This window comes from Pseudomonas sp. Irchel 3E19, assembly GCF_900187585.1.
Taxonomy (GTDB): domain Bacteria; phylum Pseudomonadota; class Gammaproteobacteria; order Pseudomonadales; family Pseudomonadaceae; genus Aquipseudomonas; species Aquipseudomonas baetica.
This window is the reverse complement of the sequence record NZ_FYDT01000021.1, coordinates 1-26,482: the sequence shown is the minus strand read 5'-3', so window position 1 is coordinate 26,482 and position 26,482 is coordinate 1. Positions and strand designations below refer to the sequence as shown.

Annotated in this window: 22 protein-coding genes; 13 read left to right on the top strand and 9 right to left on the bottom strand. The window is 60.3% G+C overall.

Features of this window, described 5'->3' with window-relative positions:
- Window positions 1–71: 71 nt before the first annotated feature.
- The 8 genes from CKW18_RS15010 to CKW18_RS14975 form a co-directional block, all read right to left on the bottom strand.
- Window positions 72–1,994, bottom strand: a complete 1,923-nt coding sequence (locus tag CKW18_RS15010; RefSeq protein WP_007910115.1) for a PrkA family serine protein kinase — start codon at window positions 1,992–1,994, stop codon at window positions 72–74.
- A gap of 297 nt (window positions 1,995–2,291) precedes the next feature.
- The gene (gene glpE / locus CKW18_RS15005; RefSeq protein ID WP_016983139.1) at window positions 2,292–2,621 is read right to left on the bottom strand and encodes a thiosulfate sulfurtransferase GlpE; all 330 of its coding nucleotides are present in this window, start codon (window positions 2,619–2,621) and stop codon (window positions 2,292–2,294) included.
- A 33-nt stretch (window positions 2,622–2,654) separates the two neighbouring features.
- Window positions 2,655–3,536 (bottom strand): symmetrical bis(5'-nucleosyl)-tetraphosphatase, encoded by an 882-nt coding sequence (locus tag CKW18_RS15000; protein ID WP_095189505.1) that lies wholly within the window; start codon window positions 3,534–3,536, stop codon window positions 2,655–2,657.
- Window positions 3,536–3,916 (bottom strand): Co2+/Mg2+ efflux protein ApaG, encoded by a 381-nt coding sequence (gene apaG / locus CKW18_RS14995; protein WP_095189504.1) that lies wholly within the window; start codon window positions 3,914–3,916, stop codon window positions 3,536–3,538. Before apaG ends, CKW18_RS15000 begins: the two co-directional genes overlap by 1 nt.
- A 113-nt stretch (window positions 3,917–4,029) precedes the next feature.
- Entirely contained in the window at window positions 4,030–4,848 is an 819-nt protein-coding gene (gene rsmA / locus CKW18_RS14990; RefSeq protein ID WP_095189503.1) for a 16S rRNA (adenine(1518)-N(6)/adenine(1519)-N(6))-dimethyltransferase RsmA, read from the bottom strand.
- Complete coding sequence (pdxA, locus tag CKW18_RS14985) at window positions 4,845–5,834, bottom strand: 4-hydroxythreonine-4-phosphate dehydrogenase PdxA (protein WP_095189502.1); 990 nt, start codon at window positions 5,832–5,834, stop codon at window positions 4,845–4,847. The genes rsmA and pdxA overlap by 4 nt, the downstream gene beginning before the upstream one ends.
- A complete protein-coding gene (gene surA, locus CKW18_RS14980; protein WP_141233109.1) occupies window positions 5,831–7,147 on the bottom strand; it encodes a peptidylprolyl isomerase SurA in 1,317 nt (438 codons plus the stop codon). The genes pdxA and surA overlap by 4 nt, the downstream gene beginning before the upstream one ends.
- Window positions 7,128–9,941, bottom strand: a complete 2,814-nt coding sequence (locus CKW18_RS14975; RefSeq protein ID WP_095189501.1) for an LPS-assembly protein LptD — start codon at window positions 9,939–9,941, stop codon at window positions 7,128–7,130. The genes surA and CKW18_RS14975 overlap by 20 nt, the downstream gene beginning before the upstream one ends.
- Before the next feature lie 130 nt (window positions 9,942–10,071).
- On the opposite strand from CKW18_RS14975, the gene CKW18_RS14970 reads away from it, so the two are divergent.
- From CKW18_RS14970 to CKW18_RS14960, 3 genes are read left to right on the top strand one after another with little or no spacing between them, the layout of a single operon-like run.
- Complete coding sequence (locus CKW18_RS14970; protein ID WP_095189500.1) at window positions 10,072–11,091, top strand: aminoglycoside phosphotransferase family protein; 1,020 nt, start codon at window positions 10,072–10,074, stop codon at window positions 11,089–11,091.
- A complete protein-coding gene (gene murU / locus CKW18_RS14965) occupies window positions 11,088–11,759 on the top strand; it encodes an N-acetylmuramate alpha-1-phosphate uridylyltransferase MurU (protein ID WP_095189499.1) in 672 nt (223 codons plus the stop codon). Before CKW18_RS14970 ends, murU begins: the two co-directional genes overlap by 4 nt.
- A 1-nt stretch (window position 11,760) precedes the next feature.
- A complete protein-coding gene (locus CKW18_RS14960) occupies window positions 11,761–12,528 on the top strand; it encodes a TerB family tellurite resistance protein (RefSeq protein ID WP_095189498.1) in 768 nt (255 codons plus the stop codon).
- Between the two features lie 136 nt (window positions 12,529–12,664).
- Here CKW18_RS14960 and CKW18_RS14955 read toward each other — a convergent pair whose 3' ends face one another.
- Window positions 12,665–13,654: an alpha/beta hydrolase family protein gene (locus CKW18_RS14955; protein ID WP_095189497.1), complete on the bottom strand. Its 990-nt coding sequence runs from the start codon at window positions 13,652–13,654 to the stop codon at window positions 12,665–12,667.
- A 73-nt stretch (window positions 13,655–13,727) separates the two neighbouring features.
- On the opposite strand from CKW18_RS14955, the gene CKW18_RS14950 reads away from it, so the two are divergent.
- The 10 genes from CKW18_RS14950 (at window position 13,728) to trpE (ending at window position 26,261) form a co-directional block, all read left to right on the top strand.
- Window positions 13,728–16,124 carry a PAS domain S-box protein gene (locus CKW18_RS14950; protein WP_095189496.1) on the top strand — a complete coding sequence of 799 codons (2,397 nt, stop codon included), beginning with the start codon at window positions 13,728–13,730 and terminating at the stop codon, window positions 16,122–16,124.
- Window positions 16,125–16,239: 115 nt separating this feature from the next.
- A complete protein-coding gene (locus CKW18_RS14945; RefSeq protein WP_170947259.1) occupies window positions 16,240–16,881 on the top strand; it encodes a response regulator transcription factor in 642 nt (213 codons plus the stop codon).
- A 354-nt stretch (window positions 16,882–17,235) separates the two neighbouring features.
- Window positions 17,236–18,360, top strand: a complete 1,125-nt coding sequence (locus CKW18_RS14940; RefSeq protein WP_095189495.1) for an ABC transporter ATP-binding protein — start codon at window positions 17,236–17,238, stop codon at window positions 18,358–18,360.
- A 48-nt stretch (window positions 18,361–18,408) separates the two neighbouring features.
- Window positions 18,409–19,452, top strand: a complete 1,044-nt coding sequence (locus CKW18_RS14935; protein ID WP_095189494.1) for an ABC transporter substrate-binding protein — start codon at window positions 18,409–18,411, stop codon at window positions 19,450–19,452.
- 194 nt (window positions 19,453–19,646) lie between these two features.
- Window positions 19,647–20,894 (top strand): ABC transporter permease, encoded by a 1,248-nt coding sequence (locus tag CKW18_RS14930; RefSeq protein ID WP_095189493.1) that lies wholly within the window; start codon window positions 19,647–19,649, stop codon window positions 20,892–20,894.
- A 13-nt stretch (window positions 20,895–20,907) separates the two neighbouring features.
- Window positions 20,908–21,732 (top strand): ABC transporter permease, encoded by an 825-nt coding sequence (locus tag CKW18_RS14925; RefSeq protein WP_095189492.1) that lies wholly within the window; start codon window positions 20,908–20,910, stop codon window positions 21,730–21,732.
- Between the two features lie 223 nt (window positions 21,733–21,955).
- The gene (locus tag CKW18_RS14920; RefSeq protein ID WP_095189491.1) at window positions 21,956–23,104 is read left to right on the top strand and encodes an iron-containing alcohol dehydrogenase; all 1,149 of its coding nucleotides are present in this window, start codon (window positions 21,956–21,958) and stop codon (window positions 23,102–23,104) included.
- A gap of 114 nt (window positions 23,105–23,218) precedes the next feature.
- Window positions 23,219–23,893 (top strand): ribulose-phosphate 3-epimerase, encoded by a 675-nt coding sequence (gene rpe / locus CKW18_RS14915; protein WP_095189490.1) that lies wholly within the window; start codon window positions 23,219–23,221, stop codon window positions 23,891–23,893.
- Window positions 23,890–24,708: a phosphoglycolate phosphatase gene (locus CKW18_RS14910; RefSeq protein ID WP_095189489.1), complete on the top strand. Its 819-nt coding sequence runs from the start codon at window positions 23,890–23,892 to the stop codon at window positions 24,706–24,708. Before rpe ends, CKW18_RS14910 begins: the two co-directional genes overlap by 4 nt.
- Window positions 24,709–24,779: 71 nt before the next feature.
- Window positions 24,780–26,261 (top strand): anthranilate synthase component I, encoded by a 1,482-nt coding sequence (trpE, locus tag CKW18_RS14905; protein WP_095189488.1) that lies wholly within the window; start codon window positions 24,780–24,782, stop codon window positions 26,259–26,261.
- The last annotated feature ends 221 nt before the right edge of the window (window positions 26,262–26,482 follow it).

Sequence of the window (26,482 nt, the reverse complement as noted above, 5' to 3'; positions counted from 1 at the left end):
AAACAGCGACCCTGCTTTCAAGGTTCACGCGTTTTGTTCTTGCCGCTCGCAGCTTGAAGCTTGTAGCTGTTTTACTGCGATTTCCGGACCCGTAGGTACCATTCGGACAGCAGACGTACCTGTTTGTCGGTGTAGCCGCGTTCGACCATTCGAGTGACGAAGTCGTTGTGCTTCTGTTGATCCTCTTTGCTGGCCTTGGCATTGAAGCTGATGACTGGCAGCAGATCTTCGGTGTTCGAGAACATTTTCTTCTCGATGACCACCCGCAGTTTTTCGTAGCTGAGCCAGGTCGGGTTTTTGCCGTTGTTGTTGGCCCGTGCGCGCAGTACGAAGTTGACGATTTCGTTGCGGAAATCCTTCGGATTGCTGATGCCCGCCGGTTTTTCGATTTTCTCCAGTTCTTCGTTCAGGGCGACGCGGTTGAGGATCTCGCCGGTTTCCGGATCGCGGTATTCCTGATCCTGAATCCAGAAGTCCGCGTACAGCACGTAGCGGTCGAAGATGTTCTGGCCGTACTCGCTGTAAGACTCGAGATACGCGGTCTGGATTTCCTTGCCGATGAATTCGATATAACGCGGGGCCAGGTATTCCTTCAGATAGCGCAGATAACGTTCACGGGTTTCGGCCTGGAACTGTTCCTGTTCGATCTGTTGTTCCAGCACATACAGCAGATGCACCGGGTTGGCGGCGATTTCGTGCGGATCGAAGTTGAACACCTTGGACAGGATCTTGAACGCAAAGCGGGTCGAAAGACCGTTCATGCCTTCGTCGACACCGGCCGAGTCGCGGTATTCCTGGATTGATTTGGCTTTCGGATCGGTGTCCTTGAGATTTTCGCCGTCGTACACGCGCATCTTCGAATAGATGTTCGAGTTTTCCGGCTCTTTGAGGCGTGACAGTACGGTGAACTGCGCCAGCATCTTCAAGGTGTCCGGCGCGCAATGGGCCTTGGCCAGGGAGCTGTTGAACAGCAGTTTGTCGTAGATCTTCACCTCATCGCTCACGCGCAGGCAATACGGCACCTTGACGATGTAGATCCGGTCGATGAAGGCTTCGTTGTTCTTGTTGTTGCGGAAGGTGTGCCACTCCGATTCGTTGGAGTGGGCCAGCAGAATCCCGGTGAACGGAATCGCGCCGAGGCCTTCGGTACTGTTGTAGTTGCCTTCCTGAGTGGCGGTCAGCAGTGGGTGCAGCACCTTGATCGGTGCCTTGAACATTTCGACGAATTCCATCAGACCCTGGTTGGCGCGGCACAGCGCACCGGAGTAGCTGTAGGCGTCGGCGTCGTTCTGTGGGTATTCCTCGAGTTTGCGGATGTCGACCTTGCCGACCAGAGCGGAGATGTCCTGGTTGTTCTCGTCGCCAGGTTCGGTCTTGGCCACGGCGATCTGGTTGAGGATCGACGGGTACAGTTTGACCACGCGGAACTGACTGATGTCGCCGCCGAATTCGGCCAGGCGTTTGGTCGCCCATGGCGACATGATGGTGTTCAGGTAGCGCCGCGGGATGCCAAAGTCTTCCTCAAGGATCGCGCCATCTTCGGTGGCGTTGAACAGACCCAGCGGGGACTCGAACACCGGCGAGCCCTTGATCGCATAGAACGGCACTTTCTCGATCAGCTGTTTGAGCTTCTCGGCCAGGGACGACTTACCGCCGCCGACCGGGCCAAGCAGGTAGAGGATCTGTTTCTTCTCTTCCAGGCCTTGGGCAGCATGGCGGAAATACGACACGATCTGGTCGATGCATTCTTCCATCCCGTGGAAGTCTTCAAAGGCCGGGTAGCGACGAATCACCTTGTTGGAGAAGATGCGCGACAGCCTCGAGTTGGTCGAGGTGTCGAGCAACTCTGGCTCACCGATGGCCAGCAGTAGACGCTCGGCGGCGGAAACGTAAGCGCTACGGTCTTTCTTGCACAGCTCCAGGTACTCTTGCAGCGAGAGTTCTTCCTGGCGTGTGGACTCGAAGCGTTGTTGGAAGTGGCTAAAGATACTCATGACGTCACCTCGCTCGATACGTGGAGCCGACGCCGGATCACTCAGTCGCTGCTGGTAAACAACTGCGGTGGCAGCTGTTTGTTTACCCCCCAGAACACTTTCACGACCGACAATCGTGAAAGTCACTCCCGATGACCCGTGCGCCGGTGTACCGGCTCTCCCCTGTTTTGGATGGCCTGGGCTTAAGGATAGTTGGGAATTCGCGAGGTAAAGGCGAGATACGTAATTATGTGTGGCAGACCGTTCGTCTGCCGCGCGCAGGCCCACGGGAGCCGGGGCCTGCGCATGACAAAAAAATTATTCGGCGGTGCCTTGCGCAGTTTCCGCAGGATAAGTCGTACGCCACAGCTCGAAGCCGCCGTCCATGCTGTAGACGTCAGAAAAGCCTTGGCTTATCAGGTAGGCTGCGGCGCCCTGGCTGGAGTTGCCGTGATAGCAGACGACCACCGTCGGCGCATCGAGGTCGGCGCCTTGAATGAAAGCGTGCAGCGAATGGTTGTCCAGGTGCTTCGAGCCACTGATGTGCAGGGCGGCAAAAGTCGCAGGGTCGCGGACGTCGACCACCACTGCACCTTGCTCACGCAGGGCCTGGGCCTGTTCCGGGGGGATTCGTTTGAATTCGCTCATGGCGGGTTCCTGTTGCTCGGCTGAACGCCCAGTTTAACGCGGGGCGCTGACTGGGGCGGTTTCGGGGATAAGTGGTGCGACTGATGAGGCAAGCTCGCCGTGTTCGTCGCATTTGCACGACACGCGCTCGCCGCTGTCGACGTTCATCAGGGTCAGGCTGCCGCCCCAGACACAACCGGTGTCCAGCGCCGAGATGCCAGGCTCCTGGATATTGCCTTCCAGTGCCGCCCAGTGGCCGAAGATAATTCGCAGGCCGCGGGTCTTGCGCTCCTTGTGCTGGAACCACGGTTTGTAACCGGGCGGCGCGGTATCGAGGCCTTCCTTGCTCTTGAGGTCGAGCTTGCCTTCGGCGGTGCAGAAGCGCATGCGCGTGAAATAGTTGGTGATGACGCGCAGGCGGCTTACACCCTTGAGATCGTTGTCCCATTTCGACGGCTCATTGCCATACATGCCATCAAGGAAGGCTGGATACAGATGGTCATCACGCAGCGCGGTTTCAACTTCGGCGGCGCACTTCAGGGCACGACGCAGCGACCATTGCGGTGGAATACCCGCATGCGCCATGGCGACATCGCGCTGCTCGTCGTAGTGCATCAGCTTCTGCTGACGCAGCCATTCCAACAGTTCAGGAGCATCCGGCGCCTCAATGATCTCGCGCAGCGTGTCGGACTTCTTCAAACGTTCGATGTGTTTGCTGACAGCCAGCAAGTGCAAGTCGTGATTGCCGAGCACGCAGACCAGCGATTCACGCATGCCATAAAGGAAGCGCAGGGTCTCCAGTGACTGCGGGCCGCGGTTAACCAGATCGCCAACCAGCCAGAGCTGATCGAGCTTCGGGTCGAAAGCGACCTGCTTGAGCAGGCACTTGAGCGGCTCGAGGCAGCCTTGCAAGTCGCCGACAGCATACGTCGCCATCAGTGCAAGGCTCCGGGGACGGCAAGGCGGAAGGGCTTAATGATGGCGTCGAAATGCTTGCCGTCGTCGGCGACCATTTCGTAGGTGCCCTGCATGGTGCCGACCTTGGTGGTCATCACCGTGCCGCTGCTGTAGGTGTGGCTTTTGCCCACCTCGATCAACGGTTGCTGGCCGACCACGCCTGCGCCGCGAACTTCTTCTTTATGCCCGTCACCGTCGGTGATCACCCAGTGTCGCGACATCAGTCGGGCGGGCATCTGGCCATTGTTCTCTACGGTGATGGTATAGGCGAAGGCGAAGCGGTCGTGCTCGGGTTGCGATTGGTCTGCCAGATAGTGGGTTACGACGCTGACATCGACCTGGTAACGGGAATCGGACATGCAAGAGGCCTTAAACGAAGCGGAACGCGGGGCGTAGCTGATGGGGAATCAGTCTAGGCAAGTATCGGGCAGTAAACCAGAGTGGCGTCCTGCCCGAAAGCGTTCATCGCCGGTCAGTCGACGGCGGGGGAGGCCGGGACTTGTACAGCGAGCTGGTCGGCCAGGCGCACGAAGGCGGCCAGATCCAGTTGCTCCGGACGCAAGCTGCCATCAACTCCGGCCGCTTCGATCTCGGCATTGCTGAGCAATTGCTTGAGTGTGTTGCGCAAGGTTTTGCGGCGCTGGTTGAAGGCTTCGCGCACCACGCGCTCCAGCAGTTTGTGATCCTTGGCCGGGTGCGGCAGTACGGCGTGAGGCACCAGACGGACGATCGCCGAGTCGACTTTCGGCGGAGGATTGAACGCGCCCGGGCCAACGTTGAACAGGTGCTCTACACGGCAGTGGTACTGAACCATGATCGACAGGCGACCCCAGTCACCGCCACCCGGGCCTGCGGCCAGACGCTCGACCACTTCTTTCTGCAGCATGAAGTGCATGTCGCGAATGATGCCGGCGTTGTTCAGCAGGTGGAAGATCAGTGGCGTCGAGATGTTGTACGGCAGGTTGCCGACGACGCGCAGGCTGTTTGGCGCAGCGTTGAGCGTATTGAAGTCGAACTTCAGTGCATCACCCTGATGCAGGTTGAAGTTGCTCTTGCCGGCAAACTGCTGGTTGAGGATCGGGATCAGGTCCTTGTCCAGTTCCACTACGTCGAGTTGCGCGCCGGAGTTGAGCAGGCCGGCGGTCAGCGCACCCTGACCCGGGCCGATTTCCAGCAAGCGGTCTTCGGATTTGGCACTGATGGAGCGCAGGATGCGGTCGATGACGCCGGCATCGTGCAGGAAGTTCTGGCCAAAGCGCTTGCGCGCCTTGTGTTGGTATTGCTCGGTCATAAACGGGTCTCGGCCATCTGGTAGGCGGTTTCCAGGGCGACTTGCAGGCTGCCGGTGTCGATTTTGCCGCTGCCGGCCAGATCCAGGGCGGTGCCGTGATCGACCGAGGTGCGGATGATCGGCAGGCCGAGGGTCACGTTGACGGCGGCGCCGAAGCCTTTGTATTTCAGCACGGGCAGGCCCTGGTCGTGGTACATCGCCAGCACTGCGTCGCAGTGCTCCAGATATTTGGGGGTAAACAGAGTGTCGGCAGGCAGCGGGCCACGAAGGTCCATGCCCTCACCGCGCAGGCGCTCTAATGTTGGTTCGATGATGTCGATTTCTTCATGGCCCAGGTGTCCGCCTTCACCGGCGTGCGGGTTGAGTCCGCACACAAGTATGCGTGGCTGGGCGATGCCGAATTTTTCTTGCAGGTCGGCGTGCAGAATCCGCGTGACCCGCTCCAGCCGCTCCGGTGTGATTGCATCGGCAATCTCGCGCAGGGGCAGGTGAGTGGTGACCAGTGCCACGCGCAAACCGCGTGTGGCAAGCATCATCACCACTTGTGCGGTGTGGGTCAGGTCGGCGAGAAATTCCGTATGTCCGGAGAACGCGATGCCCGACTCATTGATCACGCCTTTGTGTACTGGCGCGGTGATCATCCCGGCGAAATCGCCGTTCAGGCAGCCGTTGCCGGCGCGGGTCAGGGTTTCGAGGACGAAAGCGGCATTGACCTTGTCCAGTTGCCCGGCGACTACGGGGGCGCTGAGCGGTGTATCCCAGACGTAAAGGCTGTTTACCGGCGCCGGAGCGTCCGGCCAGTGATCCGGCCCGACCTCCAGCAGGTTGACGGCCAGCCCCAGTTGCGCGGCCCGCTCAAGGAGCAGGTCGCGGCTGGTGATGGCGATCAGGGGATGTGGCTGGGCTTGCGAGGCGAGCAGCAGGCACAGGTCGGGACCGATGCCGGCTGGTTCGCCGGGTGTCAGCGCGAAACGCTGGGATTTCACTGCGCTGCCTGGTCTGCACCAGGGAGTTTGATCTCTACATACGCTTCGTCACGGATCTGACGCAGCCAGGTTTGCAGCTCTTCATCGTATTTGCGGTTACGCAGTACGGTCATGGCTTGCTGCTCGCGGGCTTGTTCGGTGCTGTCAGTGGCACGACGGCCAAGGACTTCGAGAACGTGCCAGCCGTATTGAGTCTGGAACGGCTTGGACAGCTGACCTTGTGGGGTCTTGGCCATCACTTCGCGGAACTCCGGCACCAGTACGTTCGGGTCGATCCAGTTCAGGTCGCCGCCGTTAAGCGCGGAGCCCGGGTCTTCGGAGTAACTTTTTGCCAAAGTGGCGAAATCTTCACCCGCCACGATGCGCTCATACAACGACTGAACCAAGGCTTTGGTCTTGGCTTCGTCGCGGATCGGGCTCGGCTTGACCAGGATGTGGCGCACATGCACTTCATCACGGGTCTGGGCTTCGCCGCCGCGCTTGGCCAACAGCTTCAGGATGATGAAACCGCCTGGAGTGCGTGCCGGTTGAGTCACGTCGCCAACGGCCATGCTGCTCAGCTCGCGATCGAACGGCGGTGGCAATTGAGCGGCTTTACGCCAGCCCATGTCGCCGCCTTCCAGTGCGTTGTCGCTGGCGGATTTGGCCACGGCCAACTGACCGAAGTCAGCGCCTTGCTTAAGCTGCTGGTAAACCTCCATGGCCTGACGCGCGGCGTTCTGAATCGCTTCAGAGTTGGCGCTTTCCGGGGTCGGGATCAGGATGTTGGCCAGGTGCAGCTCTTCTGACAATTGCATCTTGCCCAGGTCGGAAGCGAGGAAGTTCTTCACTTCCTGCTCGGACACCTGAATGCGTTCGGCCACTCGGCGCTGACGAACACGGCTGATGACCATCTCGCGGCGGATCTGGTCGCGGGCGTCGTCATAAGACAGGCCGTCGCGAGCCAGAGCAGCGCGGAACTGATCCACGCTCATGTTGTTGCGCTGGGCGATGGTGCCAACCGCCTGGTTCAGCTCTTCATCGGTGATGCGGATACCAGAACGTTCGCCGATCTGCAGTTGCAGGTTTTCGACGATCAGGCGCTCAAGCACCTGTTGGTCCAGCACGCCCGGGGGCGGCAGACCGCCTCCGCGCTTGGCGATGGTCTGCTGAACTTCGTGGACACGTTGATCCAGCTGGCTCTGCATGACCACGTCGTTGTCGACGATGGCAACCACTTTATCGATGGACTGCACGGCGGCGTTGGCCGCCGTACCCAGGAACAGCGCGCCCAGCATCAGCGGGCGCAGACAATCAGAAAGCTTGGTCTTCACGTTCACGATAACCTTGGATGCCTTTGTCGAGGAAGCTCTCTACCTTGGCGCCAGTCAGGCCGCCGAGTCCCTTCAGAACAATTTGGAGGAAGACGCCGTGGTCGCCTTTTTCGTTTTCCGGGGCGTTCTGACTGTTTTCGTCATAGCTGACCCAGTAACGGTTGATCAGGCGCAATTTCCAGCAGCAGTTGTCGTATTCGAAACCACCGAAGGCTTCCAGCGTACGGTTGCGGTTGTAGTCGTACTGCCAGCGGCTGATAGCGCTCCACTGTGGAACGATCGGCCAGATGACCGAGAAATCATGCTGCTGGATCTTGTAGTAGTCCTTCACGTAGCCAGGCTGGCCCGGGGTGCCGTAGTCACCACCGCCCACCGACCATTTACCGGTGTTCTGGTCGTAACGAATCTGGTCGTTGCGATAGCGGTAGCCGAGGTTGACCACCTTGTTCGGGTTGTCTTCAGGCTGGTAGTGGAACATCGCACTGCCGGAACGTGGGCTGCGGCTGTCCGGGTCCCAGTTGTAGTCGGCCGTGGTGCGCCAATCGCGGTTCCAGCGGTATTCGTATTCCAGTGCGTAAGGCGAGACATTGGCCTGCGCATCGTCACGGGTTTTTCCATCGATACCTGGCAGTTGGACTTCGCGATCCTTGAAGTAAACGGCTTGCCCTACGCTGATTCGTTGACGTTCAAAGCCGTCATCTTCGATCCAGCGGTTGGTGACGCCCAGCGACAGTTTGTTCTCGTCGCCGACACGGTCGGAGCCAGAGAAGCGATTGTCACGGAACAGCGATGCGTAGCTGAAGGTATATTCGCTGGTGTCAAATACCGGAATATCTTCCTGGTTCGTCTTTGGAACGTAGAGATAGAACAGGCGAGGTTCCAGAGTCTGGCGGTAGTCTTTGCCGAACCAATTGGTGTTGCGATCGAAATAGAGGCCGCTGTCGATGCTTGCGATCGGCACGCCACGATTCTGGTTGCTGCCGAACTTGCCACCAACGTAGTCAGTGCCTGCAGCGGCCGCCGCGTTTTGCTGGGCCACGATCTGCGATTTGCCGGTACCGTCCAGATCAAGCTGGTACTGAGTGTACTGATACTTGAGCGATGGTTTTAGGAAACCATAGGTCCAGTTCAACGGCAGGCTGACGGCAGGTTTCAGGTTCAAGCGATCGCCGTTTGCACGCGCCAAGCCCTGAATGTTGTTATCCAGGCGAGACTCGACTGTACCGTCTTCGTTTACGAAGTTGCCGTTCTGAAGGTCACGGTCGAAGCGAACGATCTCGCTTTCATAGTCGAAATCCAGGCCCTGCGGATGGTACGGCAACTGTCCGTAGAAGGAGATCTGCGGCAGGCGGTCATACGGAGTCAGGTTCGAAACGGTAGCCAGTTGATACGCCTGAGCATTCAAGCGTGCCGTGTAGCTGTCGCCGCGATAGGTTACCGAACCCTGCTGGTTCACGTAGTCCGAGCTCTTCACGCCAATCTGATCGGTGGTCAAATCCTGGAAGTAGTACGGATCGCTGATCTTGGTGTAATCGACCTGGGTAAACACGCGGGAATCCAGACCGCCCTTGTGCTGCCAGTTGTACATGTAGCGATTTTTTTCGTAATCGGTCTGTTTGCTGCGATCGGTGTCTTCGTCGTTCAGATACGCCGCGCCGAACTGACCTTCACTCGACTTGGTCAGGTAGCGGAACTCACCTTCCACCAACATGCCGTGCTTGCTCATGTAGCGCGGGTACAACGTGGCATCGTAGTTCGGCGCCAGGTTGAAGTAGTAAGGGGTGACCAGCATGAAGCCGGTGTCGCTGCCGGTGCCGATGGTCGGCGGCAGGAAGCCCGACTGGCGACGGTCGTCGATCGGGAAGTAGATGTACGGCGTGTAAAGGATCGGAATGTCTTTAACGCGCAGCGTCACGTTGGTCGCGGTACCGAAGCCGGTGGCCGGGTTCAAGGTGATGTTGTTGCCCTTGAGCTGCCAGGCGTTGCTGTTCGGTTCGCACGTGGTGTACGTGCCGTCCTTCAAGCGGATGATCGCGTTTTCGGCGCGCTTGGCGTACAGCGCGTTACCGCGGATGCGCGATTTGTGCATCACGTATTCGGCGTTGTCGACTTTGGCTTCACCAGTGTCGAGCTGCACATCGGCGTGGTCGCCGACGATCAGCGCGCCGTTGTCACGGATGCGCACGTCGCCATTGAGTTCGGCGCGGCTCTCGGCCTGATACAGGCTCGCCTCGTCCGATTCAACCTGCATGCTGCCCTGACGCAGGACGACATCACCGGCCAGCGTACCGACTTGATCATCGGTGTTATAGCGCGAGGCTTTTGCGCCGATAAAGGTCGGAGCATCGCTTTTATTCGTCTTGTCGTTCATGCCAGGACGAGTTGGCTCGATGTAGGCACCCGAGCAATACGGACCGGTCTCGGCCAGTTGGGCGGCGGTGAGCTTCTCGCGCGGAACCCAGTCGAGGTGACTGAAGTCTTCGCTACGGGATTTCAGGCCACGGCCCTTGGCTTCGGTGACCAGGACCGTTTTAGGGCCTGTGTCGGCAACCGAACCGTCCTCGCTCGCCGCTTCGCCAGCGGCGCTGACGGCACTGCCGTCATGCACTGGGCGTGGCGGCAAGGCTGCAGCGGTTGACTTGGGCGCACAGGCCCAACCACCCGTAGCCGAGACGGAGCAGTCATACTGCTCGGCGGCGACAACGAATTGACTGGCCAGAGGTTGCATAGCCAGCAGACTGCCGGTTACCAACAACGGAAATTTTTTACGAAACGCGGGGGATTTCAATGCCATCTTATTAGTCCGGGCTTCCTGCGTGCCATCTGCCCGCGGTGTGGGCCGCACGCCTCTCGATGGTCTGAAAAAGATGCTGGATAATAAAGCATGACCCGCTTGACGGCTAGCGCCGTCGGAGACCCTTGCAATGCCTGACCAAGATGTACGCTTGCAACACCTGAAAGTTTGGCTCGATGAGCAGTTGGCAATCCTGTTTGCAGATCAAGGCTGGGGCGCCGTGCCCCCGGCCACGTTGACTGCGGCCAGCAGCGACGCGAGTTTCCGCCGCTACTTCCGTTGGGAAGGCGCCGGTCGCAGCTTCGTCGTAATGGACGCACCACCGCCCCAGGAAAACTGCAAACCGTTCGTGGATATCGCGTTTTTGCTGGCGAAATCCGGAATAAATGTGCCGAAAATTTACGCCGAAGACCTCGAACGCGGCTTTCTTTTGCTCAATGACCTGGGCAACAAGACCTATCTCGACGTGATCGATGGCGGAAATGCCGACGCATTGTTCAGCGATGCCCTGCAAGCGCTGCTGGCTTTTCAGCAATTGCCGATGGTGGCGCCGCTGCCAAGTTACGACGTGGCCCTGCTGCGTCGTGAGCTGGAACTGTTTCCTGAGTGGTACGTGAAACATGAACTCGGCGTCGAGTTCGATTCGACTCAGCAACAACAGTGGCAGCGGATCAGCGAGCTGTTGATCGACAGCGCCTTGGCCCAGCCGAAAGTGCTGGTGCACCGCGACTACATGCCGCGCAACCTGATGCACAGCGAGCCGAACCCTGGCGTGCTGGATTTTCAGGACGCGGTCTACGGCCCGGTGACCTACGACGTGACCTGCCTGTTCAAGGACGCCTTCCTCAGCTGGCCTGAAGAACGCGTACGCGGCTGGCTGGAAAATTACTGGCAGCAAGCCTCGGCACTGAATATTCCGGTGCAGCCGGACTTCGAAGATTTCCTGCGTGCCAGCGACCTGATGGGCGTGCAGCGCCACCTGAAAGTCATCGGCATTTTCGCGCGCATCTGCCATCGCGACGGCAAGCCGCGATATCTGGCCGACGTGCCGCGCTTCTTCTCCTATATAGAAGCAGTGATCGCCCGTCGTCCTGAACTGGCCGAACTGCAAGCGCTGTTCACCAGCCTGCGTGCTGGAGCGACGGCATGAAAGCAATGATTCTGGCGGCAGGCAAAGGCGAGCGCATGCGCCCGCTGACCCTGACTACGCCCAAACCGCTGGTGCGTGCCGGCGGTGTGCCGTTAATCGAATACCACCTGCGCGCCCTCGCGGCGGCGGGTTTCAATGAAATCGTGATCAACCACGCCTGGCTCGGTCAGCAGATCGAGGATTACCTGGGTGACGGATCGCAGTTTGGCCTGAGCATTCAGTACTCGCCGGAAGGCGAGCCGCTGGAAACCGGCGGCGGGATTTTCCGTGCGTTGCCGTTGCTTGGCGACGATGCTTTCCTGGTGGTGAACGGCGACATCTGGACCGACTACGACTTCAGCGTGTTGCATCAACCGATCAACGGTCTGGCGCATCTGGTGCTGGCGGATAATCCGGCGCATCACCCGACAGGGGATTTTTCTTTGGTCGACGGTCAGGTCATCGACGGCCAGCCGACTGCCGCGACCCTGACCTACAGCGGTATCGCCGTGATCCATCCGCAACTGTTCGACGGCTGCGCGGACGGTGCCTTCAAGCTGGCACCGCTGCTGCGCAAAGCCATGGCGGACAGGCAGGTGACGGGCGAGCGTCTGAAAGGCCATTGGGTGGATGTCGGTACGCATGAGCGTCTGGCCGAAGCTGAGACCTTGATAGAAGCGAGTCGCTGACATGTTGTGGCCAGGGACTCTGATTGGAGCCGGAGCGGGTTTTGCGATTGCTAGCATTCCGGGGGCCATGCTTGGGGCTTTGTTGGGGCAGGCGCTGGATCGGCGCCTGCATTTGCAAAGCTTTGGACATCTGCGCGAGAAACTCGGTGGTCGACCGATGCTGCGCAACGATGAATTGTTGTTCGTGTTGCTCGGGCGTCTGGCCAAGAGTGACGGACGTGTGACCGATGGGCATATCCAGCAGGCGCGTAACGAAATGCGCGCGCTGGAAATGAGCGAACCGGCGACGCGCCGGGCGATTGCCGCGTTCAATCGCGGCAAGTCCGGTGGCGATAATCTGCGCGGGTATCTGCGCCGTCTGAGTGCGCAGCCGCATGCGGCCGAAGGCGTTTTGCGAGCCTGTTGGCGGATGGTCTGGGCCGATGGCCGGGCCGGGGTCAGCGAGCGGGAGTTGTTGGCGCAGTGGGGTAAATGGCTGGGCTGGACGACGCAGCAGGTGCAGGCACTGGCCAGTGATTATGAGCCCGGAAAACGGCCTATCGTCAGTGCGGCGGTCAGTTATCAGGAGGCGATGTGCCTGCTCGGCGTGTCGGCGAGCAGCGAGCCGGCGCAGATCAAACGGGCTTACCGACGTCTGCTCAGCCGTCATCATCCGGACAAGATTGCCGGCAGTGGGGCGACCCCGGCGCAGGTGCGAGAGGCGACGGATAAAACCCGTGAGTTGCACAATGCCTACACGTTGATTCGGGAGCGGCGGGATTTTCGCTAGCTTTTAGTTCTGTGTCGTCGACACTGGCCTCTTCGCGAGCAAGCCCGCTCCCACATTCGATCGCATTCCATCTGAAGGAACGCGGTCAACTGTGGAAGCGGGCTTGCTCGCGAAAGGGGGCGAATCGGTCTGACGATCAGTCGGTGTTCTGTGGATTCAACCAGCCACGCACGCGACGGAGCAGTTGTTCCTGCTCGGCCTTGTTATCTGGCAACGCATTGAGCGCCACCTGGCTGAATGCCGAGGTCTTCAAACGCTTGCTCGCCTGCATACGCTCCAGCGCTGCATTGCGGTCCAGCGGTTTGTCCATGTAGAAAATATCAGCCGTCGGCAGCTTCAGCGTCGGAGTCAGCTCCGCCAGTGGCGGTTTGGCCTTGGCCGGAGCCTGCGCGTCGACCATGACAAATTTCTCCACCTGCGCCGTTTGTCGCTCGCTCAAAAAACGCGCAGCCCAATAAGCGCCGGTGCCGTGACCGAGCACAACGATGCGCCGCGCACTTTGCTGTTCGGCGTAGGCAATAGCCGCATCGATCCGCGCGAAGATGCGCTCGGCATCGGCGTTGGATTGTTCCTCGGTCGTTTCGGCAACCACCTGATCGGCGACTTCGGCTTCACCGCCAGCGGCTTGTTCGATCGGCTGTGCGGTCGTGGAATCCTTGCTGCCACTTTCGGGCGCTTTCGGCGCAGCCTCGGCTGCGACCACGCGCGGTGCGATGGTGTCGCTCTGCAGATCGGGCAGGGTGATACTCAGGCTGCTCCATTCGGCGTCCGGCAATTTGCGCCGCAACGGGCCGATCGCCTGAGGCCAGTCAGCCGTTTCACCGGCGCCCGGGACGATGATCACCGCGCCTTTGGGCTCGGCGGTGTTGGCCGGTTTCCACAGGGCGAGGAACGTTTCGCTGCCAGCCTGTAACTGTTGCTGTTCTTGCGCAGGGATTTTACGTTCCAGTGCCGCAGCCTCTTCCTGACTACGCTCAAGCAGTGGCTGGCGTTCGGCCGGTTTTTCTTCAGCGGATTTTTCCGCAGCGCCAGCAGGTGCTGAATCAGCCGCGTTGACGGAAAACGCACAGGGCAGGATCAGCGACAGGCACAATGCTGGCATTGCCAGGCGGTAAACAGAAGGCATCGGTTATTCCAGGCCAGATAGTATTCCGCCAGCCTAATGGGTTGGTCAGAATTTGTCAGTGTATGAGACTTCAATGAAGCGATTTTGCTGCCTGTGGGTTATCGGCTGTTTGTGGCTTCCCTTGATGGGCTGGACGGCGCCTGCGCCACCGGCGCACGTTGCGCAGTTGTCCGTGAGTGAGCAGCGATGGTTGGCGCAGCACAACGAGTTGCGCGTCGGATTGGTGTTGCAGACGCCGTATGCGCAATACGATCGGCGTTTGCAACGGTTGTCCGGGGCCAACGTTGAGCTGATGAAGTTGTTGGCCAAGGCGCTCAATGTCGAGCTGAGCTGGCGCAACTTTCAGGATCTGGCGCAATTGGAAGCGGCTGCGCGGGAAGGGGAGATCGATATTGCTCCCGGTCTGACCCAGACACCGAGCGCGCTGCGCCTGTGGCAGTTTTCCGACCCCTACATGCGCGTGCCGCAACTGGTGGTCAGCGACCAGAAGGCCAGCGGTGGGGTGGATCTGGAAAAACTCGACAGCCAGACCCGTGTCGCCGTGCGCATGCCGAGCACCACCGCTGACTATCTGCGCGGCAATTATCCACACCTGAATCTGCAAGGCGTGCCGCTGGAGCGTCAGGCATTGCAATTGCTGTTGAGTCAGCAGGCGTCTTATGCGGTGGTCGATGAGGCGCAACTCGGACGGCTGTCGGCCGAGCCGGAGTTCGCTGAACTGGTAGTGGTCGGCGATATCGGCCTGCCGCAATTGTTGCGAGTCGCTTCGCGCCGGGACTGGCCTGAGCTGGCCGGCATCGTCCAGAGCGCGCTGCGTGCGATCCCCGCCAAGGATCTGGAGCGCCTGCACAGTCAATGGCTGCAACCCAAATATCCACGGTTGTCGGAATCGCCGGGGTTCTGGCAGAACCTCAGCCTGTTGTTCGCGGTAATGCTGCTCAGTTGTGTGGCGATCGTATTCTGGCAGCGCCGCCAACAGCTCAGCCTCGAACAGCGCCTGCTCGCCGCACGCGAAGACATCGCCCTGCGCGCCGCCAGCGAAGAAGCGCTGCGGCTGACGCAGTTTTCCATCGATCAAAGCACCGTCGGCATTCTTTGGGTCAACTGGGACAGCCATGTGCGCTACGCCAATCGGGCGGCGGAAAACATGCTCGGTTATCCGTCGGGTGGGTTGATCGAGCGACCGCTGATCGACTTCGAACCGGGGCTGCATATGGATCGCTGGCTCAACCTGTGGAAACGCGCGCGGGCCAGTGAAGAAGGGCCGCTGAGTTTCGAAACCAGTTGTGTGCGCGCCGATGGCAGTATTTTGCCGGCGGATGTGTCGCTGAGCTTTCTGCGTTTTCGCGACAGTGAATATCTGGTGGTCTATCTCACTGACGTCACCGACCGCCGCCGCGCACTCGCGGCTTTGCAGGAAAGCGAGGCGCGACTGCAAGGCATCGCCGCCAACGTGCCGGGGCTGGTGTTTCGCTTGGAGCGGGCGCCGGTGACCGGACAGATCGACTTTGCCTACATCTCTGAGGGCAGCGAAAGCCTGGTCGGCTACGCGCCGGCCGCTATTGCCCACCGCGACATGGGCCTGCGCAGTCTGGTGCATCCGGACGACAAGGCCAGTTATCACCGCACCCAGGATCAGGCGCTGGACACCGACAGCGACTGGTCGTGGCAGGGGCGAATCCTCACGCGTCAGGGCGAGCAGCGTTGGGCCGAGATCAAGGCCATCACCCGGCAGCTTGAAGATGGCACTTATGTCTGGGACGGCATCGTCTGGGACATTACCGAGAGCAAGCGTATCGAGCTGGAGCTGGCGGCGTCGCGCGAGCAGTTGCGTGAGTTGTCGGCGCACCTTGAGAGCGTGCGCGAGGAAGAGAAGGCGCGGATCGCCCGCGAGGTTCACGATGAGCTGGGGCAGATGCTGACGGTGCTGAAACTGGAGACGTCGATGTGCGAATTGGCCTACGCACAGCTCGACCCCGGTCTGCACGACAGGTTGAACAGCATGAAGCGCCTGATCGCCCAGTTGTTCCAGTTGGTGCGTGATGTGGCGACCGCGTTGCGCCCGCCGATTCTCGATGCCGGGATTGCCTCGGCAATTGAATGGCAGGCGCGGCGGTTCGAGGCGCGCACGCAGATTCCGTGTCTGGTGCAGGTGCCGGACAATCTGCCGCCGCTCAGCGACGCCAAGGCGATTGGTCTGTTTCGCATTCTTCAGGAGGCGCTGACCAACGTCATGCGCCATGCCCAGGCGCATACTGTGGAACTGACGCTGGCGCTGGAAGGCGATGAATTGTGTCTGACGGTGAGTGACGATGGCGTAGGATTCGTCACCACTGCCGGTCGGCCAACCTCGTTTGGTCTGGTCGGCATGCGTGAGCGGGTGCTGATCATGGGCGGGCGGCTGGAGCTTGAGAGTGAGCCGGGGGAGGGCACCAGTCTGAATGTCTGGGTGCCGGTGAGTGAGGTCTGATGGTTATGTGTTGTTTGAGTTGACGCTTTCGCGAGCAGGCTCGCGCCCACATTGGAATGCATTTCCTTGTGGGAGCGAGCCTGCTCGCGAATGACCCTGGCGCTGAATAAGAACAATGGAGAAGAACGTGATCCGTGTACTGGTAGCCGAAGACCACACCATTGTCCGTGAAGGCATCAAGCAATTGATTGGCCTGGCCAAGGACCTGCAAGTCGTGGGTGAGGCGAGCAATGGTGAACAACTGCTTGAAACCTTGCGCCATGTGCCGTGCGAAGTGGTGCTGCTCGATATTTCCATGCCTGGGGTCAACGGTCTGGAAGCGATTCCGCGAATCCGCGCCCTGAACAATCCACCGGCGATTCTGGTGTTGTCGATGCACGACGAGGCGCAAATGGCCGCGCGTGCCTTGAAGGTTGGCGCCGCGGGTTATGCGACCAAGGACAGCGATCCGGCCCTGTTGCTGACGGCGATCCGCAAAGTCGCGGCGGGTGGGCGCTACATCGATCCGGATCTGGCCGACCGCATGGTCTTCGAGGTCGGCCTCACCGACACGCGGCCGTTGCACTCGTTGTTGTCCGAGCGCGAGTTTTCGGTGTTTGAACGCCTGGCCCAAGGCGCCAACGTCAACGACATCGCCCAGCAACTGGCCCTGAGCAGCAAGACTATCAGCACCCACAAGGCGCGGTTGATGCAGAAGCTCAACATCACCTCGCTCGCGGAACTGGTGAAGTACGCGATGGAACACAAACTTCTCTAAAGATCACCGCCATCAAAAACTGTGGGAGGGGGCTTGCTCCCGAAGGCGGCGTATCAGTCGCCGAATGAGTTGAATGACCCACCGCATTCGCGAGCAAGCCCGCTCCCACAAGGGATGTGCTTTGAGGCTGGCATCTTGGGCATATCCATTAGCGACAAGTGCTTTTGCCCTTGCTTGTGGCTTGCAGCTCAACCCTCGCCACTGCCTTATCCATTAGCGCCATCCTTGTAGGGCAATCCCTACCCCCAACCTTCCATCCCGCTGAGGCGATTCTCTCCTGCACCCCGATTTGCGTGCCTGCCGCCAGCCACTAGGCTTGGTACACAAGCAGTCATCAACAACAAAGGTGTGGGTATGAGCCAGGTCGATACAAACGCAGGGGCCAGTGACGTGCTGGTCAGCTTTCGTGGAGTGCAGAAGAGCTACGACGGCGAGAACCTGATCGTCAAAGACCTCAACCTGGACATTCGCAAAGGCGAATTCCTCACCCTGCTCGGCCCGTCCGGTTCCGGCAAGACCACCAGCCTGATGATGCTCGCCGGTTTCGAGACGCCGACCGCTGGCGAAATCCTCTTGGCCGGGCGCGCGATCAACAACGTGCCGCCGCACAAACGCGACATCGGCATGGTGTTCCAGAACTACGCACTGTTTCCACACATGACCGTCGCGGAAAACCTCGCGTTCCCGCTGACCGTGCGCGGCCTGAACAAGAGCGACGTCAGCGACAAGGTCAAGAAAGTCCTGAGCATGGTTCAGCTCGACGCGTTCGCTTCGCGCTACCCGGCGCAATTGTCTGGCGGTCAGCAACAACGTGTGGCCCTGGCCCGTGCGCTGGTGTTCGAACCGCAACTGGTGCTGATGGATGAACCCCTCGGCGCCCTCGACAAACAACTGCGTGAACATATGCAGATGGAGATCAAACACCTGCACCAGCGCCTCGGCGTCACCGTGGTCTACGTGACTCACGATCAGGGCGAAGCACTGACCATGTCAGATCGGGTCGCGGTGTTCCACCAAGGCGAGATCCAGCAGATCGCCCCGCCGCGCTCTCTCTACGAAGAGCCGAAGAACACCTTCGTCGCCAACTTCATCGGCGAGAACAACCGTCTCAACGGCCGCCTGTTCAGCCAGAACGGTGAGCGCTGCGTGGTCGAGTTGGGCCGTGGCGAGAAGGTCGAGGCGCTGGCGGTCAACGTCGGCCAGACCGGCGAGCCGGTGACCCTGTCGATTCGCCCGGAGCGCGTCAGCCTCAACGGTTCCAGCGATCAATGCGTCAACCGCTTCTCAGGGAGGGTGGCGGAATTCATCTATCTGGGCGACCACGTCCGCGTACGCCTGGAAGTCTGCGGCAAGACCGACTTCTTTGTGAAACAGCCGATTGCCGAGCTTGATCCTGCGCTCGCTGTCGGTGACGTGGTTCCGCTTGGCTGGCAGGTCGAGCACGTTCGCGCGCTCGACCCACTTCTAGAGGCGCATTAATCGCCCCGGCAATACCAACACCAACCCTGCACGTGGAGAGAACAATAAATGTTGAGATCCCTGAAGTTCACCGCCCTGACCCTGGGCCTGATGGGTGCGGCCAGCGCAATGGCCGCTGGCCCGGATTTGACCGTGGTGTCGTTTGGCGGGGCGAACAAGGCGGCGCAAGTCAAAGCCTTCTATGCACCGTGGGAAGCGGCGGGCAACGGCAAGATCGTTGCCGGTGAGTACAACGGCGAGATGGCCAAGGTCAAAGCCATGGTCGACACCAAGAGCGTGTCGTGGGATCTGGTGGAAGTTGAGTCGCCAGAACTGTCCCGTGGCTGCGACGAAGACATGTTCGAGCAACTCGACCCGGCACTGTTCGGCAAATCCGCAGACTACGTCAAAGGCGCGATTCAGCCGTGCGGCGTGGGCTTCTTCGTCTGGTCGACCGTGCTCGCGTACAACGCCGACAAGCTGAAAACCGCGCCAACCAGCTGGGCCGATTTCTGGGATACCAAGAAATTCCCGGGCAAACGTGGCCTGCGCAAAGGTGCCAAGTACACCCTCGAATTCGCTCTGATGGCCGATGGTGTGGCGCCGAAAGACGTCTACAAGGAACTGGCGAGCAAGGGTGGTCAGGATCGCGCGTTCAAGAAACTCGACGAGCTGAAACCAAGCATTCAGTGGTGGGAAGCCGGCGCGCAACCGCCGCAGTACCTCGCTTCCGGTGACGTGGTGATGAGCTCGGCCTACAACGGCCGCATCGCGGCGGTGCAGAAAGAATCCAACCTGAAAGTGGTGTGGAACGGCGGTATCTACGACTTCGACGCATGGGCTATCCCGAAAGGTCTGGACGCCAAGCGTGCGGAAGCGGCGAAGAAATTCATCGCCTTCTCGGTACAACCGCAACAGCAGAAGACCTACTCGGAAAACATCGCCTACGGCCCGGCCAACACTCAAGCCGTGCCGCTGCTGGCCAAGGACGTCCTGAAAGACATGCCGACCACTCCGGAAAACATCGCCAACCAGGTGCAGATCGACGTCAGCTTCTGGGCTGACAACGGCGAGCAGCTTGAGCAGCGTTTCAACTCCTGGGCTGCGAAATAAGCAGAACCTGGTGAGGGTGGGCTTGCCCACCCCTGTGGGAGCGAGCCTGCTCGCGAAAGCAGTAGATCAGCCAGCATAGATGTGGAATGTGCTGGCCTCTTCGCGAGCAGGCTCGCTCCCACAGGTAGCTGTGTTCCAACACAACAGAGGTGGTTCGCCACCTCTGTAACGATCAAAGATTTGCGGAGTACGTCATGGCCATCGCCGTTCCCCTGAACGAGGGCGCCAGCCCCACCTTGAAGCAGAAGCTCAAGCGCGCCGAGCGGGTCAACCGCTGGAAAGCCCAGGCGCTGATTGCGCCGTTGGTGTTGTTTCTGTTGCTGGTGTTCCTGGTGCCGATCGTGGCGCTGCTCTACAAAAGCGTCGGCAACCCGGAAGTGGTCGGCGGCATGCCGCGTACCGTGGCGGCCATCGCCAGTTGGGACGGCCGTGGCCTGCCCGCTGAACCGGTGTACAAAGCGGCCGGCGAAGACCTCGCCGAAGCGCGCAAAAACCAGACGCTGGGTGATCTGTCCAAGCGCTTGAACATGGAGTTGGCCGGCTATCGCAGCCTGCTGACCAAAACCGCCCGGGCGCTGCCCTTTGCCAGCGAACCGGCCTCTTATAAAGAAGCACTGGAAGCACTCGACGAACGTTGGGGCGACCCGGCCTACTGGCAAGCGGTAAAACGCAACACCAGCAGCATCACCCCGTATTACTTGCTGGCAGCGGTCGATCACCGCATCGACGACCTCGGCGAGGTCGCCCCGGCCACCCCGGATCAGGCGATCTACCTCGACATCTTCGCCCGCACGTTCTGGATGGGCCTGGTCATCACGGTGATCTGCCTGCTGCTCGCCTATCCACTGGCGTACCTGCTGGCGAATCTGCCATCGCGCCAAAGCAACCTGCTGATGATTCTGGTGCTGTTGCCGTTCTGGACCTCGATCCTGGTGCGGGTGGCGGCGTGGATCGTGCTGCTGCAATCGGGCGGGCTGATCAACAGTGTGCTGCTGGCCGTGGGCATCATCGATAAGCCGCTGGAACTGGTGTTCAACCGCACCGGCGTGTACATCTCGATGGTGCACATCCTGTTGCCGTTCATGATCCTGCCGATCTACAGCGTGATGAAAGGCATCTCGCCGACCTACATGCGCGCCGCGATATCGCTGGGCTGTCATCCGTTCGCCAGTTTCTGGCGCGTGTATTTCCCGCAGACCTATGCCGGTGTCGGTGCCGGTTGTCTGTTGGTGTTCATCCTCGCCATCGGCTACTACATCACCCCGGCGCTGCTCGGCAGCCCGAACGATCAGATGGTCAGCTACTTCGTCGCGTTCTACACCAACACCAGCATCAACTGGGGCATGGCCACCGCGCTGGGCGGGCTGTTGCTGCTGGCGACCGTGGTGCTTTATCTGATTTACAGCTGGCTGGTGGGCGCCAGTCGCCTGCGCCTGAGCTAAGGGGAAATTTGAAATGCTGAGTCCTTACATGTCGCCCATCGAACGGGTGTGGTTCTACAGCTTGCGGATCCTCTGCGGCTTGATCCTGCTGTTTCTGATTCTGCCGGTGCTGGTGATCGTGCCGCTGTCGTTCAACTCGGGCAGTTTCCTCGTGTACCCGCTGCAGGGCTTCTCGCTACAGTGGTATCAGGACTTCTTCGCTTCGGCCGAGTGGATGCGCGCGCTGAAGAACAGCATCATCGTCGCCCCGGCCGCGACCGTGCTGGCGATGATCTTCGGCACGCTGGCGGCGATCGGCCTGACTCGCGGCGACTTCCCCGGCAAAGCACTGGTGATGGCGCTGGTGATTTCGCCGATGGTGGTGCCGGTGGTGATCATCGGTGTGGCGAGCTATCTGTTCTTCGCACCGTTGGGCCTGGGCAACAGCTTCTTCTCGTTGATCGTGGTGCATGCGGTGCTGGGTGTGCCGTTTGTGATCATCACCGTGTCGGCAACGTTGCAGGGGTTCAACCACAATCTGGTGCGCGCTGCGGCGAGTCTCGGTGCATCGCCATTGACCGCGTTCCGTCGGGTGACCTTGCCGCTGATTGCGCCGGGAGTCATCTCCGGGGCGTTGTTTGCCTTTGCGACGTCGTTTGATGAGGTGGTGGTGACGTTGTTTCTGGCGGGGCCTGAGCAAGCGACTTTGCCTCGGCAGATGTTCAGCGGGATTCGTGAGAACCTCAGCCCGACTATCGCAGCCGCCGCTACGTTGCTCATCGCGTTCTCCGTCATCCTGTTGCTGACCCTGGAATGGTTACGCGGCCGCAGCGAAAAACTGCGCACCGCCCAAATCTAAAGCCCAGCTCGGTGAAAACTGTGGGAGGGGGCTTGCTCCCGAAAGCGGTGGGTCAGTCGACATCTATTTCAACTGATCCACCGCTTTCGGGAGCAAGCCCCCTCCCACAAGGGATTTGTGTTGGGTGCGAAGTCTTGGGTCATTCACCACCTGAATAGCAGACAACCCCAAATCCCCAGCTAATCTTGTGCCCAGCTCCCACATCTATAAGAGGCTGCGCACGATGAGTCTTTCCCAGTTCAAAATCGCTCACAAATTGATCACCGGCGCCGGGGCCATCGAGCAACTGGCGGCCGAACTCACCCGTCTCGACATCGACAACCCACTGATCGTCACCGACGCCGCGCTGGTCAAGTCTGGCACCGTGGAGCTGGCGCTGTGCCAACTGGGCGGGCGCGAATACGAGATTTTCGACCGCGTACTGCCTGATCCGGAAATCGCCATTGTTGAAGACTGCATGCGTGCGTACCGCGAAGGCGGGCATGACGGCTTGATTGGTCTCGGCGGCGGCAGTGCCATCGACATCGCCAAAAGCGTTGCCGCGTATGCCGGTTATCACGGCGCGCTGGAGGATCTGTTCGGTGTCGAACAGGTGCCCCGCAAAGGCCCGCCGCTGATCGCCATCCCGACCACCGCCGGCACCGGCTCGGAAGTGACTAATGTTGCGATTCTCTCCGACAAGGTCGCGCAACTGAAGAAGGGCATCGTCAGCGACTATCTGTTACCGGACGTGGCGCTGGTCAGCCCGCAAATGACCCTCACCTGCCCGCGCAGTGTCACTGCTGCCAGTGGCGTCGATGCGCTGGTGCATGCCATCGAATCCTATCTGTCGGTCAACGCTTCGCCGATTACCGATTCCCTCGCCATCGGCGCCATCAAGCTGATCGCCAAGGCCTTGCCCAAGGCCTACGCCAACGGCGCCAACCTGCAAGCCCGCGAAGACATGGCCACCGCCAGCCTGATGGCCGGCATGGCGTTTGGTAATGCCGGGGTCGGCGCGGTGCATGCGCTGGCGTATCCACTGGGCGGGCGATTCAACATCGCCCATGGCGTCAGCAATGCCTTGCTGCTGCCGTATGTCATGACCTGGAACAAGATGGCCTGTGTCGAGCGCATGCAGGATATTGCCGAAGCCATGGGGGTGAAGACCGCTCATCTGAGTGCCGCCGAGGCGGCGGACAAGGCCGTTCAGGCGATGACCGATTTGTGCGCGGCCGTGGAAATTCCTGCCGGGCTGCGCAGTTTCGGCGTGCCGGAAGAGGCGATCCCGGCGATGGCCGTGGAGGCCGCAGGCATTGAACGGCTGATGCGCAACAACCCGCGCAAACTCAGCGCTGTGGACATCGAGAAGATCTATCGCGCGGCGTATTGAGTCAGCGCCGGTCATCCGTCATGGCACAACCCAATCATCGCGGTCACGGTGCGCGCTTGGAAACTTGAGGTATACAATGCGCGCCATCGTGATTTAGCTCAGAAAAGGTGCGTCATGCAGCCCTTCGTAATTGCTCCGTCGATTCTCTCCGCCGACTTCGCCCGCCTCGGCGAAGAAGTGGACAACGTCCTCGCCGCTGGTGCCGACTTCGTCCACTTCGATGTCATGGACAACCACTACGTGCCGAACCTGACCATCGGCCCGATGGTGTGCGCGGCACTGCGCAAGTATGGCGTTACCGCGCCAATCGACGCGCACTTGATGGTCAGCCCGGTGGATCGCATCGTTGGCGACTTCATCGAGGCCGGCGCCACCTACATCACCTTCCACCCGGAAGCCACGCTGCACGTCGACCGTTCGCTGCAACTGATCCGCGAAGGCGGCTGTAAATCCGGTATGGTGTTCAACCCGGCGACCCCGCTGGACGTGCTCAAGTATGTGATCGACAAGGTCGACATGGTCTTGCTGATGAGCGTCAACCCAGGCTTCGGCGGGCAGAAGTTCATTCCCGGCACCCTCGACAAACTGCGTGAAGCGCGGGCGATCATTGATGCCTCGGGCCGTGACATCCGTCTGGAAATCGACGGCGGCGTCAACGTCAACAACATCCGTGAAATCGCGGCGGCTGGCGCTGACACTTTTGTTGCTGGCTCGGCGATCTTCAATGCGCCGAACTACCAGGAAGTCATCGACAAGATGCGTTCCGAACTGGCACTGGCGCGCCCATGAGCGGTTTTGAGCAGCTGTTCCCGGGAAAACTGCCACGGCTGGTGATGTTCGATCTGGATGGCACGCTGATCGACTCGGTTCCAGACCTGGCAGCGGCGGTGGACACCATGCTGCTCTCCCTCGGCCGCCAGCCTGCGGGCATCGAAGCGGTGCGCGAGTGGGTGGGCAACGGCGCGCCAGTGCTGGTGCGCCGTGCTTTGGCCGGTGGCATTGATCATTCGGCGGTGGATGACGTCGAGGCCGAACAGGCGCTGGAAGTGTTCATGCAAGCCTACAGTGCCAGCCATGAGCTGACCGTGGTCTATCCCGGTGTGCGCGACACCCTGAAATGGCTGCACAAGCAGGGCGTGGCCATGGCGCTGATCACCAACAAGCCGGAGCGCTTCGTCGCGCCGTTGCTGGATCAGATGAAGATCGGCCGCTACTTCAAGTGGATCATCGGCGGCGATACCCTGCCGCAGCAGAAACCTGATCCGGCTGCGCTGTTCTTCGTGATGAAAATGGCTAGCATCCCGGCCTCGCAATCGCTGTTCGTCGGCGACTCGCGCAGCGATGTGCTGGCGGCGAAAGCAGCGGGGGTCAAATGTGTTGCCCTGAGTTACGGCTATAACCATGGCCGACCGATTGCCGAAGAATCCCCGGCGCTGGTGATCGACGATCTGCGCAAGCTAATTCCCGGTTGCCTGGATCTGGCCGGTGGGATAACGTTGCCCGACGCTGTTCAACCCCCTGCTGGAAACGCCATCGTGGTGGTCACTCGCAAACTCTGGATGAAAGTCATCAAGGCCCTGGCCCGCTGGCGTTGGCGCGCCTGACTTGTTCCTGGCCGGCCTGCCGGCACGTTTGCCTACCTGACTGATTAGCACCTCACACCACGAGGCACCTCATGATCCGCGAAGAATTCCTGCGCTTGGCCGCTGATGGCTACAACCGCATCCCGTTGGCCTGCGAAACCCTGGCCGACTTCGACACGCCGCTGTCGATCTACCTGAAACTGGCTGACCAGCCCAACTCCTACCTGCTCGAATCGGTGCAGGGCGGCGAGAAATGGGGCCGTTACTCGATTATCGGTCTGCCGTGCCGCACCGTGCTGCGGGTTCACGACCATCACGTCAGCATCACCGTCGATGGCGTCGAGACTGAAAGTCACGATGTTGAAGACCCGTTGGCCTTCGTCGAAACCTTCAAGGCCCGCTACAACGTGCCGACCATCGCCGGTCTGCCGCGTTTCAACGGAGGCCTGGTCGGTTACTTCGGTTACGACTGCGTGCGTTATGTGGAAAAGCGTCTGGGCAAATGCCCGAACCCGGATCCGTTGGGCGTGCCGGACATTCTGCTGATGGTCTCCGACGCCGTTGTGGTGTTCGACAACCTCGCCGGCAAGATGCACGCGATCGTGCTGGCCGACCCTGCGCAGGCCGATGCCTTCGAGCAAGGTCAGGCGCGTTTACAGGGTTTGCTCGAGCAACTGCGCCAGCCGATCACCCCGCGTCGTGGGCTGGACTTCAGCAAGCAGCAGTCTGCCGATCCGGTGTTCCGCTCCAGTTTCACCCAGGACGATTACGAAAAAGCCGTCGACACCATCAAGGAGTACATCCTTGCCGGTGACTGCATGCAGGTCGTGCCGTCGCAGCGCATGTCGATCGACTTCAAGGCGGCGCCGATCGATTTGTACCGCGCATTGCGTTGCTTCAACCCGACGCCGTACATGTACTTCTTCAACTTCGGCGACTTCCATGTCGTCGGCAGTTCGCCGGAAGTGCTGGTGCGGGTCGAAGACAACCTGATCACCGTGCGCCCGATTGCCGGTACGCGTGCGCGGGGTGCGACCGAAGAGGCGGATCTGGCGCTGGAAGAAGACCTGCTGTCGGACGACAAAGAGATCGCCGAGCACCTGATGCTGATTGACCTCGGTCGCAACGATACCGGTCGCGTCTCGGAAATCGGTTCAGTGAAACTCACCGAGAAAATGGTTATCGAGCGCTATTCCAACGTGATGCACATCGTGTCCAACGTCACCGGCCAGTTGAAAGCCGGGCTGACAGCAATGGACGCCCTGCGGGCGATTCTGCCGGCGGGCACCTTGTCCGGCGCGCCGAAGATTCGTGCGATGGAAATCATCGATGAGCTGGAACCGGTCAAGCGTGGCGTGTATGGCGGGGCGGTCGGTTACTTCGCGTGGAACGGCAACATGGACACCGCGATTGCCATTCGTACCGCAGTGATCAAGAACGGCGAACTGCACGTGCAGGCCGGCGGCGGCATCGTTGCCGACTCGGTGCCGGCGCTGGAATGGGAAGAAACCCTGAACAAGCGCCGCGCGATGTTCCGCGCTGTGGCCCTGGCCGAGCAAACCCCGGAAAGCTGAGCCGACACAAAACCCTGAGGGAGCGAGCCTGCTCGCGAAAGCGCTGTGTCAGCCAACATTAATGGTGGCTGACACACACTCTTCGCGAGCAGGCTCGCTTGTATGGTAGGACTTGAAGGGAGGAGGAGGGACAAGGCTCGATTCTGACTGTTGACGCAGCACAGACCGTGGGAGATTTCGCCCCTCCTCCTTTCACCCAAGCGCCGATAAAGAATGCATCT

Excerpts from the sequence above, each read along its gene's own strand:
- CKW18_RS14920 (WP_095189491.1), top strand. The coding sequence starts at position 21,956 with ATGAGTCTTTCCCAGTTCAAAATCGCTCACAAATTGATCACCGGCGCC.
- CKW18_RS14910 (WP_095189489.1), top strand. The coding sequence starts at position 23,890 with ATGAGCGGTTTTGAGCAGCTGTTCCCGGGAAAACTGCCACGGCTGGTG.
- rpe (WP_095189490.1), top strand. The coding sequence starts at position 23,219 with ATGCAGCCCTTCGTAATTGCTCCGTCGATTCTCTCCGCCGACTTCGCC.
- CKW18_RS14925 (WP_095189492.1), top strand. The coding sequence starts at position 20,908 with ATGCTGAGTCCTTACATGTCGCCCATCGAACGGGTGTGGTTCTACAGC.
- CKW18_RS14935 (WP_095189494.1), top strand. The coding sequence starts at position 18,409 with ATGTTGAGATCCCTGAAGTTCACCGCCCTGACCCTGGGCCTGATGGGT.
- CKW18_RS14975 (WP_095189501.1), bottom strand. The coding sequence starts at position 9,941 with ATGGCATTGAAATCCCCCGCGTTTCGTAAAAAATTTCCGTTGTTGGTA.
- CKW18_RS14945 (WP_170947259.1), top strand. The coding sequence starts at position 16,240 with ATGGAGAAGAACGTGATCCGTGTACTGGTAGCCGAAGACCACACCATT.
- glpE (WP_016983139.1), bottom strand. The coding sequence starts at position 2,621 with ATGAGCGAATTCAAACGAATCCCCCCGGAACAGGCCCAGGCCCTGCGT.
- CKW18_RS14940 (WP_095189495.1), top strand. The coding sequence starts at position 17,236 with ATGAGCCAGGTCGATACAAACGCAGGGGCCAGTGACGTGCTGGTCAGC.
- CKW18_RS14970 (WP_095189500.1), top strand. The coding sequence starts at position 10,072 with ATGCCTGACCAAGATGTACGCTTGCAACACCTGAAAGTTTGGCTCGAT.
- CKW18_RS15010 (WP_007910115.1), bottom strand. The coding sequence starts at position 1,994 with ATGAGTATCTTTAGCCACTTCCAACAACGCTTCGAGTCCACACGCCAG.
- CKW18_RS14950 (WP_095189496.1), top strand. The coding sequence starts at position 13,728 with ATGAAGCGATTTTGCTGCCTGTGGGTTATCGGCTGTTTGTGGCTTCCC.
- trpE (WP_095189488.1), top strand. The coding sequence starts at position 24,780 with ATGATCCGCGAAGAATTCCTGCGCTTGGCCGCTGATGGCTACAACCGC.
- apaG (WP_095189504.1), bottom strand. The coding sequence starts at position 3,916 with ATGTCCGATTCCCGTTACCAGGTCGATGTCAGCGTCGTAACCCACTAT.
- CKW18_RS14955 (WP_095189497.1), bottom strand. The coding sequence starts at position 13,654 with ATGCCTTCTGTTTACCGCCTGGCAATGCCAGCATTGTGCCTGTCGCTG.
- CKW18_RS14960 (WP_095189498.1), top strand. The coding sequence starts at position 11,761 with ATGTTGTGGCCAGGGACTCTGATTGGAGCCGGAGCGGGTTTTGCGATT.
- CKW18_RS14930 (WP_095189493.1), top strand. The coding sequence starts at position 19,647 with ATGGCCATCGCCGTTCCCCTGAACGAGGGCGCCAGCCCCACCTTGAAG.
- CKW18_RS15000 (WP_095189505.1), bottom strand. The coding sequence starts at position 3,536 with ATGGCGACGTATGCTGTCGGCGACTTGCAAGGCTGCCTCGAGCCGCTC.
- murU (WP_095189499.1), top strand. The coding sequence starts at position 11,088 with ATGAAAGCAATGATTCTGGCGGCAGGCAAAGGCGAGCGCATGCGCCCG.
- rsmA (WP_095189503.1), bottom strand. The coding sequence starts at position 4,848 with ATGACCGAGCAATACCAACACAAGGCGCGCAAGCGCTTTGGCCAGAAC.